General features: G+C 49.5%; 7 protein-coding genes and 1 pseudogene. 5 read left to right on the top strand and 3 right to left on the bottom strand.

What is annotated here, in order from left to right:
- Positions 1-79 precede the first annotated feature (79 nt).
- Complete coding sequence (locus OB13_RS07675) at positions 80-1294, bottom strand: IscS subfamily cysteine desulfurase (RefSeq protein WP_461489572.1); 1215 nt, start codon at positions 1292-1294, stop codon at positions 80-82.
- A 117-nt stretch (positions 1295-1411) separates the two neighbouring features.
- Here OB13_RS07675 and mce point away from each other — a divergent pair, with 117 nt between their 5' ends.
- From mce to OB13_RS07660, 3 genes are all read left to right on the top strand, one after another.
- Entirely contained in the window at positions 1412-1813 is a 402-nt protein-coding gene (gene mce, locus OB13_RS07670; protein WP_461489571.1) for a methylmalonyl-CoA epimerase, read from the top strand.
- A gap of 112 nt (positions 1814-1925) precedes the next feature.
- Positions 1926-2498 carry an L-threonylcarbamoyladenylate synthase gene (locus OB13_RS07665; RefSeq protein ID WP_461489570.1) on the top strand — a complete coding sequence of 191 codons (573 nt, stop codon included), beginning with the start codon at positions 1926-1928 and terminating at the stop codon, positions 2496-2498.
- A gap of 95 nt (positions 2499-2593) precedes the next feature.
- The gene (locus tag OB13_RS07660; RefSeq protein ID WP_461489569.1) at positions 2594-4021 is read left to right on the top strand and encodes a CCA tRNA nucleotidyltransferase; all 1428 of its coding nucleotides are present in this window, start codon (positions 2594-2596) and stop codon (positions 4019-4021) included.
- A gap of 128 nt (positions 4022-4149) precedes the next feature.
- Here the strand turns inward: OB13_RS07660 and OB13_RS07655 are convergent, their stop codons facing one another.
- Complete coding sequence (locus OB13_RS07655; RefSeq protein WP_461489568.1) at positions 4150-6660, bottom strand: GIN domain-containing protein; 2511 nt, start codon at positions 6658-6660, stop codon at positions 4150-4152.
- On the bottom strand, positions 6657-7001 hold the full coding sequence (locus OB13_RS07650) for a PadR family transcriptional regulator (RefSeq protein ID WP_461489567.1): 345 nt from the start codon (positions 6999-7001) through the stop codon (positions 6657-6659). Before OB13_RS07650 ends, OB13_RS07655 begins: the two co-directional genes overlap by 4 nt.
- Before the next feature lie 278 nt (positions 7002-7279).
- Here OB13_RS07650 and OB13_RS07645 point away from each other — a divergent pair, with 278 nt between their 5' ends.
- Positions 7280-8374, top strand: coding sequence for a putative type IX sorting system protein PorV2 (locus OB13_RS07645; RefSeq protein WP_461489566.1), 1095 nt, complete (start codon positions 7280-7282; stop codon positions 8372-8374).
- Positions 8375-8400: 26 nt separating this feature from the next.
- Positions 8401-9556 (top strand): annotated as a pseudogene (locus tag OB13_RS07640) (C25 family cysteine peptidase); the annotation flags it as partial.

Here is a 9556-nt window from a genome sequence, read left to right as displayed (position 1 = left end):
TACGAATTTAGAATTATGAGTTGAATTAGGAGAAAAGAGTTAAGCCATTCTTAATTCCTCTTTCCTAATGCTTAATGGATTAATGTTCTGCCCACTCAATAGAGTTCAGGTCGATGCCTTCTTTGAACATCTCCCATAGTGGCGACATCTCACGCAGTTTGCTTACTGCTTCCTTTACGTGGTCGATGGCGAAGTCAACTTCCTCTTCTGTTGTGAAACGGCTCAGGCCGAAACGTAGCGAAGAGTGTGCCAGGTCGTCACTCAAGCCTAATGCTTTTAGTACATAAGATGGTTCCAAAGAAGCAGAGGTACAGGCCGAACCGGAAGATACGGCAATATCTTTCACGCCCATCATCAGGCCTTCACCTTCTACATATTTAAACGAGATGTTCGTCACATGCGGCAAACGGTGCTCACGGGATCCGTTTACATAAGACTCTTCGATGGTCAGCAGTTCCCGCTCCAGACGATCGCGCATAGCCGAAAGACGGGCTGTGTCCGCTTCCATTTCCTGCTTGGCAAGCTCACACGCCTTGCCTAAGCCTACTATACCTGCTACGTTCAGCGTACCGGAACGCATGCCGCGCTCGTGTCCGCCACCGTCCATCTGGGCCGTTACTTTCACACGTGGGTTCTTGCGACGCACATACAGTGCACCTACGCCTTTCGGGCCATACATCTTGTGGCCGGAGAACGCCATCAGGTCAATGCCATCTGCTTCCACATCCACCGGAATCTTGCCTACTGCCTGGGTAGCGTCTGTGAAGAACAGCACCCCGTGCTTCTTGGCGATGGCCGAGATCTCACGGATCGGCTGAATAACACCCACCTCGTTGTTGCCATACATGATCGAGATCAGGATGGTCTTGTCGGTGATGGCTTCTTCCAGTTGCTGAAGGTCAATCAGACCTTCCTCGTTTACCGACAGGTAGGTTACTTTGCCGCCTATCTTTTCGATATGCTTGCAGGTATCCAGCACCGCCTTATGCTCTGTGGTAGCCGTGATAATATGGTTGCCCTTGGAGGCATACATTTCAAACACACCTTTGATGGCCAGGTTGTCTGACTCGGTTGCGCCTGATGTAAAAATGATTTCCTTGGGCGAACAGTTGATCAGCGACGCGATCTGGTCACGTGCATAATCCACCGCTTCTTCAGCATGCCAGCCAAAAGCGTGGTTACGTGATGCGGCATTACCAAACTTGTGCGTAAAGTAAGGGATCATGGCCTCCAACACGCGCGGGTCCATCGGCGTAGTGGCGTTATTGTCTAAATATATCGGGAATGTTAGCATATCACTCTTTTTTATCTCTTTTTGTCCTGTCTGATTAACAGTTATAAGAAATTATTAGTTTTGGATTCGCTACAAAATTAACAAAAAAAGGTTACTTAGACTAATTACAAATTGAAAATGATAAACGTAGAACATATAGGTATAGCCGTTAAGAATTTTGCTGAGGCAAATGCCTTGTACAATACCTTGTTAGGCGTTGAGCCTTACAAAACGGAGTTTGTGGAATCTGAGGCTGTCAACACGTCTTTCTTCAAAGTAGGAGAGACCAAAATTGAACTGCTGGAAGGCACAACACCCGACAGCGCGATCAGTAAGTTTATCGAGAAGCGGGGAGAAGGAATCCACCACATAGCCTTTGAGGTCAGTGATATCCTGGCCGAAATGGAACGACTGAAAAAAGAAGGTTTCATTCTGCTCAACGAAGTGCCGAAGAAAGGCGCCGATAACAAACTGGTGTGCTTCGTGCATCCGAAAAGCGCCAACGGCGTGCTGGTAGAACTGACGCAGGAGATTAAATAAATAGTTAAATGGCTGGATTGTTAAATTGTTCAACTCAGCTATAGTTTTAATTCGGGTATAAGCTCCAGGAGAAACAGCCATTTAACCATCAAGCCATTTAACCATCAAAACTATGAAACAATTAATCAAACAGGTGCAGGCAGCAGAAGAGGAACTGTTGCTGGGCAACGTGATCCTGTACCCGACGGATACCGTGTGGGGTTTAGGTTGCGACGCCGAGAATGCAGCGGCTGTAAAAAAGATATTCAGGATCAAGGAGCGGGAAGAGTCAAAGTCCATGATCATTCTGGCGGCTGACGTAGACATGGTGCGGCGCTACCTGAAGGAAGTGCCCGGCAAGTTGGAGGACCTGGTGGAGGCGCAGGAAAGACCGACAACCTTTGTGCTGCCGGGGGCACAGAACCTCCCCGAAGAACTCATGGCGGCGGACGGAAGTATAGCGGTGCGCGTTGTAAACGATGAATTCTGCCACCGTCTCATCCGCCAGCTCGGGCGTCCGCTTGTGTCTACCTCAGCCAACGTGAGCGGTGCGCCTGCTCCCCGGTCGTTCGCTGAGATCTCCGATGCGATAAAAGAACGGGTGGACTTTGTGGTACAGTGGCGGCAGGAAGAAGAGGCCGTGTCGCAGCCATCGCGTATCCTGAAGATCGATGAGCACGGAGGGCAAACGATCATCCGGGAGTAAAGCAATCACGATTTTCGCGAAGGCTTTAAATTTATCTCTTTATTTTTGTGCCTCAGGCGTATGGTTTTATACTGTCTGAGGTTTTGATTTAAAGAATGGATACAATTAAACTACCGGAGCACCCCATCTTTGACACAGTGGCCTCCGCGGCGGCCGAAGCAGGCGTTGACGCATACGTCATCGGCGGCTTTGTGCGCGACCTGGTGCTCAAAAGACCCTCCAAGGATATCGACGTGGTATGTGTGGGGGATGGCATTGAACTGGCTGAACTCGTTTCGCACAAATTGCCGCATAAGCCCAAAGTGTCTGTTTTTAAGAATTTTGGTACGGCCATGCTGCGCTCGGGCGAGTGGGAGGTAGAGTTTGTGGGGGCCCGGAAGGAGTCCTACCGGGAGCACTCGCGTAAGCCGGAAGTCGAAACAGGAACCCTGGAAGACGACCTGAAACGCCGTGACTTCACGATCAATGCGTTAGGTATAAGCCTCAACAAGAGCAGCTACGGACAGGTGGTAGATCGCTTTGAAGGCCTCAAGGATATGAAGCGTAAGCTCATTCGGACGCCGCTGGAGCCCGGCATAACCTTCTCGGACGATCCGTTGCGCATGATGCGGGCCATCCGCTTTGCCAGCCAGCTTGCCTTCGACATTGCTCCGGAAACCTTTGACGCTATCATCGACAATAAAGAGCGTATCAAAATTGTTTCGCAGGAGCGCATTACGGATGAGCTCAACAAGATCATTCTTTCTCCTCAACCTTCGTATGGTTTTAAGCTGCTGTTTGCTTCCGGTCTGCTCCAGCTGATCTTCCCGAAGATGGCCGAACTGCAAGGGGTGGACACCATCAAAGGCAACTCGCACAAAGACAATTTCTACCATACCCTGCAGGTGCTCGACAATGTAGCCGAAGTGTCGGATGACCTGTGGCTGCGCTGGTCGGCGATCCTGCACGACATAGCCAAGCCGGATACCAAGCGCTATTCCGAAAAAGTAGGCTGGACCTTTCATGGCCATGAGGAACGGGGGGCACGCATGGTTCCAAAGCTTTTCAAGGATCTGAAGCTGCCGCTCAACGAGCACATGAAGTTTGTGCAGAAACTGGTACGCCTGCATTTGCGGCCAATCGCGCTGGTGAAAGATACTGTAACCGATTCGGCTCTCCGGCGGTTGTTGTTCGAGGCCGGTGACGACATCGATGCCCTCATGAAACTTTGCCGCGCCGACATCACGTCCAAAAACGACAACAAGGTAAAGCGCTACCTGCAGAATTTCGACAAGGTAGAGAAACGCCTGGTCGAAGTAGAAGAGAGTGACAAGCTACGCAATTTCCAGCCCGTCATCACAGGGGAAGTCATCATGGAGACGTTCGGCCTCAAGCCATCCAAAACAGTAGGGGAACTGAAGGAAGTGCTGACAGAAGCGATACTGGAAGGTACTGTTAAAAATGAGTTTGGCGAAGCCTACGCCTTCCTGCTTAAAAAAGGAGAGGAGATGGGACTTCGCCAGGAAAACTCACTAAACAACTAAACAAACAATCTTAAAGTTTGTCCGGTAGCAGGTATACAGGACGATCATATTTTATTTTGTACCAAGAGCAGGTATGGAGTGGGTTGAGCGATTTTGGTAGCTCAACCCACTCTCTTTTGTAGAGATAGTTACAGACGCGAGATCTTGCTGGCGCCGGAAACGTCTGTCACCACATTGTCCGGATTGCCTTTGTAGCGGATTTTGCATCCTCCGGAGGCGTCAGCTCGTAGGGTCGAAGTAGCGTATACATCCGCCTTGCAGGCACCTGATACATCGATATCCACCGTGTGGGCTTCCAGTTTGGTCGCGTCCATTTTGCTGGCACCGGATGCATTGAACTCCAGCCGGTCCACCCTGCCTGAGAAGGTGCTTTGGGAAGCGCCGCTGATGTCCGCTTTTAGGGTTGAAGCATTGATGTGCATGTTCGTTTTGGTTGCACCTGACAGGGCAAGCGTAAAATTATCCGCTTTGAAATGCCCGATATCTGCCCGGATTGCACCACTCATGTCCAGGCTGCGCAATTGCGGTACCGTGATCTGGATCAGTACATCCTTGTGATCTTCGAAGAGGTTGAAAGTCCGGTCACGGGATGAAATTTCGAGTTCGTTGCCGTCTTTGCTTACTTTTAGCTTATTGAGATCCTTGCGCTCGCCTCGTGCCGTTACAGCATAGGTGTTGCCTTGTTTGATCTGCACATGATACAGGCCACTGATCGTGATTCTGTCAAAGTCTTCGAACGCAAACACTTCCTGATCGGAGCCATACTCATCTTCGGCAAGAAGCACACTGCCGCCCATACCCATCGTACCGGAATTGGATTCATAATCAAAATCAGCGTTGTCAGCTACGTCCAGCGTATCGGAGGCGCAGGTGAGGCACACCAGTCTGTCGCCTTTTGCCTGCCACAGGTTACGCATGGTCTTTTCGCGGCTATACTCTTCTTCAAAAATGGCACTCGGCACCATCGCTAAAAAGCTTCTGGTCAGGCGTAATTGTTTGTCCTGCGGAATGAGCAGGGTAACGTCCAGCTTCTGGTCGCGGTAAGCCGCTCCTTTTTTGTATTCAAAGCCGTTGTCAAAACGAATGACAGAATCACTTTGCACCACCCGGTAGTTGATCATGCGGGCGTTTTGCTGTGCCTGTGCCTCCGTTTTGCCTTTGGCTTCTATACGCTGGCGTACTTCCAGGTTGCTACCAGTGTGGCTCTGCAAATCGATGTCGATGTTATCGCCATACTCCAGGTTGGTATTGTAGCCGTCTAGCGTGAGCACCGGATAGGCGGCTACAGGTATAGACTGGGTTACAATCACTTCGCCGGAGCGTCGGAAGTTGGTGCTGTACATGGCAATGACGGCTATCAACGTAAACAAGCTCACCAGCCATACCCCAAACATAGACCAGCCTACAATGGGGCGCATGAAGAAGCGCTTGGTCAACAGGCCTACCGCGAGTATGATCAGAAAGAGGATCGGAATAAGGCCTACAAAAAAACCTGCCACCAGTCCGAGCCGGGGAAAGCCCTCCAAAAGAATGGAGGCCGGAAAATCACCTGTACTAACCCACGTTTGCTCATCCACTATGCCCAAAGACACAAATAAGGTAGTAAAGAGCGCCACCGTCAATCCCAGTGATACAACCAGTAAGAAGATGCCTGCTCCGATGCGAATCAGGGTAATCAGAAAAGCAAGCAGAGGTCCCAGTGCCCTGCCGAGCCAGTTAATCACCTGGGATACGAGGCGAAAAGGCAACAACAGTACCTTGGCAGCCGTGCTTTCTTCCCCATCGCGGTCTTTCATGTTCAGGTTTTCCTTGAGCGAGTGTTCAATGCTCGATAAGGTGACCGGATTGCCCTGCATCTGCATTCTTTCGGTCAGGGTGGCCGCCTCCGGTACTGCGATCCAGAGGATGATGTAGGCCAGTATACCAAAACCTCCTGCGAAGATCAACGCCAGGAATAAAATGCGGACCACGGCGATATCTACGCCAAAATATTTGGCTATACCGCTGGCCACACCCGCCAGTTTCTTGTCTGCCGGGTCGCGGAACAGCTTCTTGACCGTTATCTCCGGCAGCGTGTAGTTAACTGGTAGTGCGATCCAGAGGATGATGTAGAGGATCAGTCCAAACGACCCGGAGATGCCATCTGTTAATGGCGTACCGATCACCAGGAACACAAAAAGCAGGCGTATCCAGAGCGGGTCCACGTTGAGGTAGTTGGCTATACCTGCTGACACGCCGCTTACTACTTTGCGGGTTATATCGCGGTATAGTTTTTTTGGTCCGGCGGTGGCAGCCTGTGGCTCAGCAGTGGCTGTTGGTGCACCTGCAGCTCTTGTAGCTCGCCCTCCGTAAGGAAGTTCTTCCTCCATTGGCTCCAGGATCTCGAAGTCGGTCACGTCACCCATCTGTGCGATCAGCGACTGCACGTCTTCAAGTGTGATCACCTGTTTGCCCGGAGAGAGGCGCATGGAGAAAATCTCAGCAATACGTGCCTCGATATCAGCCACAATTTCTCCGTGCCCTTCGTAGCTGGAAAAATAGTTTCGGATAGAAAGCAGGTACCGGCTAAGCTGCTCATAGCCATCCTCTTCGATGTGGAAGATGATGCCTTGTAAGTTGATGCTTATGTTCTTTTTCATGATTGCTGCGCTTTCTTGTTTTGGATGATAAATTCAGTGGAAGCTACCAGATCGGTCCAGGTCAGCCGGAGGTCTTCCAGAAAACTGCGACCTGTCTCGGTCAATGTGTAATACTTTCGGGGTGGCCCTGAGGTAGATTCGACCCAACTATAGTCGAGAAGCCCCGCGTTCTTGAGGCGAGTGAGCAGGGGGTAGAGTGTACCCTCCACTACTATCATCTTGGCAGCTGTTAGCTCCTCCAACATATCGGATGCATATACCTCACCACGGGAGATGATCTCCAGTATGCAGAATTCCAGAATGCCTTTCCGCATCTGCACTTGTGTGTTTTCTACTTTCATGATGATTCCGTTTAATGTTGAAGCAAATATAATATAAGGTACTATGTAAAACAAGGTACTGTTTAAAATTTATTACGAAAGTTTTTAGAAAGGGTTTAAGCGTGGTCTTTTTGTGGATATATTTTATTATTTTTGTTGAGAAAATATAATTTTCAGCTAGTCAACTAAATCCCTTTTTCCTGTGTTAGAAGGCAATACACACTGAATCTGAGCTATAAAAGGCCAGGATGCAGGGGTTGAAATATTTTGTGAATTATGAGAAAGCAGTACCGGTGCCGATGAATAAACTTTACTTCCTAAGTCTTGTTGCGCTGCTGCTTTTAAGTCGTAGCATAGCTGTAGCGCAGGTTTCCACACCAAAGTATAGCAATGAATTCCTCAATATTGGAGTAGGTGCCCGTGCCTTAGGTATGGGCAATGTACAGGTGGCCGTTGCAGATGACGCCACAGCCGGCTTCTGGAACCCGGCCGGTTTGCTGAAACTGCCCAACAGGTATAACATAGCCTTGATGCACTCCGAACTTTTTGCCGGCATCGCCAAGAACGACTTCGGCAGCTTTGCGATGCCCCTGGATTCAAGTAGTGCCTTAGCGGTGTCCCTGATCCGTCTCGGTGTGGATGATATAGTAGACACGCGCCGCCTGCAGAACGAGTATGGCTACATCCAATACGATAGTATTAAATTCTTCTCAGTGGCTGATTATGCCATGCTGCTTTCTTATGCCCGCAAGAGTAATCTGGTAGAAGGATTGCGGCTGGGAGTGAATGCCAAGATCATTTACCGCAATGTGGGTGAATTTGCCAATGCCTGGGGTTTCGGCTTCGATGCAGGGGCTCAACTGGAGCGCGGTACCTGGCAGTTTGGAGTCATGGCAAAAGACATTACCACCACTTTCACGGCCTGGTCGCACAATGTGGAGGCGCTGGAGGCAACCTATCAGCAAACCGGGAACGACCTGCCCGAAAATACAGCGGAGCTGACGCTCCCCCGCCTGGTGCTGGGTGTTGGCAAAAGCTTCACCTTCACAGATAAACTTACAGGGCTTGTGGCAACGGATGTAGACGTAACGTTTGACGGGAAACGCAACGTGCTGCTTCAATCCGATCTGGCATCTATAGATCCGCATGTGGGGCTGGAACTGGCTTATGCCCGGACAGTCTTTGTTCGGGGTGGCATCAACAACTACCAGCAGTACAAAAAATTTGACGGAGGCAACGCCTCCAAAGTGCAGCCTAACTTCGGCGTAGGTTTCCAGAACAACGGCTTGAACATAGATCTGGCTATGTCGCGTGTAAATGGTCGTGACGCCAATACTGCCAATGCAGGTGGTCTGTACTCGATCATTATTTCACTGGGTTATTCTTTTAATTAAAGACACACGGTTTTAGTATAACACCGATGAATATTTGCAAGCTATACAAGCGCGTTTTGTTAGGGTTGATTTTTGTGGTTGGGACCATTACGTTTGCTTCTGCACAGTCGCCTGCTCTCCATGGCAACGAATGGATTGATTACTCGAAGACCTACTACAAACTGAAAGTAGTCAACTCAGGCCTGCACCGACTGAGCCACGGCTTTCTGGACAGTTTAGGTTTAGCTGATACCAACCCGCAACATTTTCAGCTCTTCAGGAGAGGCAAAGAAGTAGCCATCTATGTGGGTGGTGAAGCAGATGGCAGGCTGGACCAGCAGGACTTCATTGAGTTCTACGGCGAGCGCAACGACGGTGCCCTGGACAAAGACCTCTACAAGAACTCCTCTAACCAGATCCACCAGCTTTACAGCCTCTATACCGATACTGCAGCATACTTTCTGACTGTAAACCCGGCAGGAGGTAAGCGCATGCGGGAAATTAATCCGGCTGTGGACGGTAAAACACCGGAGCCCTACCATTTGCAGAAGGTGGTCAGTTATAATGCAGCTACATACCTATATGGTAAGGTGCATGGGGATGCAAAATTGTCCTGGATGGATGAAGGAGAAGGATACTCCTCGGTCTCCACACGCGTTGCAAGCAATTACGATATTAACTCTATTGCGAATATAGTTACTACTGGTCCCAAACCCGTCTTAGAATTCGGAGTAGGTGGTGTTAATTCTAATTTTCATGGTTTTGCTGTGAATCTTGTTTTGCCTGCAGGTGGAACGAGGCAACTGTCACGTTTTCAGATAAACGGGGATGGCTTTGCAAAAGGCAAAGCTACTATAGAGTTTTCGGATGTATTTTCTCAAGGAAAAGTCACTCTGCAAACATTGCCGGACGCAACTCCATCCAACAATGTGACCTACTCTTTCGGAATTCTAACCTACCCTCAGAAGACCACTTTTGCAGGTAATGCTATGTTTTTCTATACGGATTCGACCCGTACTGCCAATCCTTTTTTTGAATTTGTTAGCGCTCCTGCCGCTGCTGTTTCCTATGATGTGTCAAATGTCTATGATCTTATCAGAATTGAAGGACACCTCAATGGACAAAGTAAAGGGTTTGTTGTTCCGACAGAATCTAAAACACATAAGCTTCTCCTGGCAAATACTGCAAGACCATTCAAGCCAA

Source organism: Pontibacter sp. HJ8 (genome assembly GCF_054824225.1).
The sequence above is the reverse complement of the archived record's forward strand: the minus strand, read 5'-3'. Positions and strand labels throughout refer to the sequence as shown.